The organism is Variovorax sp. 01T439_2 (assembly GCF_056398445.1).
In genome coordinates this window covers 1-1,208 of sequence record NZ_JBFTPJ010001284.1, presented here as the reverse complement: position 1 = coordinate 1,208, position 1,208 = coordinate 1, and the positions used below count along the sequence as shown (strand labels likewise).

Genomic DNA, 1,208 nt, shown 5'->3' with positions numbered 1-1,208 from the left:
AGGCCGCGAGGCACGCACTCGAAGCCGCGGGCCGCAAGGCCGAAGACATCGACCTGATCATCGTCGCGACCTCGACGCCGGACATGGTGTTTCCGTCGTCGGCGGCCATCCTCCAGAACAAGCTCGGCGTGGCCGGCTGCCCGGCCTTCGACGTCCAGGCGGTCTGCAGCGGCTTCGTCTATGCGCTGACCGTGGCCGACGCGATGATCCGCACCGGCACCGCGCGCTGCGCGCTGGTGGTGGGCGCCGAAGTGTTCTCGCGCATCCTCGATTTCAACGACCGCACCACCTGCGTGCTGTTCGGCGACGGCGCCGGCGCCGTGGTGCTCGAGTCCAGCGAGGAGCCGGGCATCCTGGCGAGCGACCTGCACGCGGACGGCAAGCACGTCGGCATCCTTTGCGTGCCGGGCCACGTCTCCGGCGGCAACGTGCTGGGCACGCCGCTGCTGCACATGGACGGACAGGCCGTGTTCAAGCTCGCGGTGCGCGTGCTCGAGGACGCCGCGCGTGCCACGCTCGCAAAGGCGGGCAAGACCGAGGCCGACATCGACTGGCTCATTCCGCACCAGGCCAACATCCGCATCATGGAAGGCACGGCCAAGAAGCTGAAGCTTCCGCGCGAAAAGCTCATCGTCACCGTCAACGAGCATGGCAACACCTCGGCCGCCTCGATTCCGCTGGCGCTCGACGAGGCCGTGCGGTCCGGCAAGGTGAAGAAGGGCGAAACCGTCATGCTGGAAGGCGTGGGCGGCGGCTTCACCTGGGGCGCGGTGCTATTGAATCTGTAGTGCATGGCGATGCCCCTTCGGGCTGCGATGCGACACGACGCTTTTGATCAAAATGAAATCCTTTGCTTTTGTCTTCCCGGGCCAGGGCTCCCAGGCCGTCGGCATGCTCGATGCCTGGGGCGATCACCCGGCCGTGGCCGAAACCCTGCGCGAAGCCTCCGAAGCGCTGGGCGAAGACATCGGCGGGCTGATCAAGAACGGCCCGAAGGAAGAACTGGCGCTGACCACCAACACCCAGCCGGTGATGCTTGTGGCTGGCGTCGCCGCGTGGCGCGCCTGGCTGGCCGAAGGCGGGCCCACCCCGTCGGTGGTGGCGGGACATTCGCTCGGTGAATATTCGGCGCTGGTTGCGTCCGGCGTGCTGACGCTCGCGCAGGCCGCGCCACTGGTGCGTTTTCGCGCCCGGGCCATGCAGCAGGC

At 67.9% G+C, this 1,208-nt stretch carries 2 protein-coding genes; both read left to right on the top strand.

Annotation, left to right across the window (positions count from 1 at the left end):
* A partial coding sequence (locus AC1DOC_RS34310) for a beta-ketoacyl-ACP synthase III (protein ID WP_478131658.1) occupies window positions 1-788 on the top strand: 788 nt, incomplete at its 5' end.
* A gap of 52 nt (window positions 789-840) precedes the next feature.
* A partial coding sequence (locus AC1DOC_RS34305) for an ACP S-malonyltransferase (protein WP_478131657.1) occupies window positions 841-1,208 on the top strand: 368 nt, incomplete at its 3' end.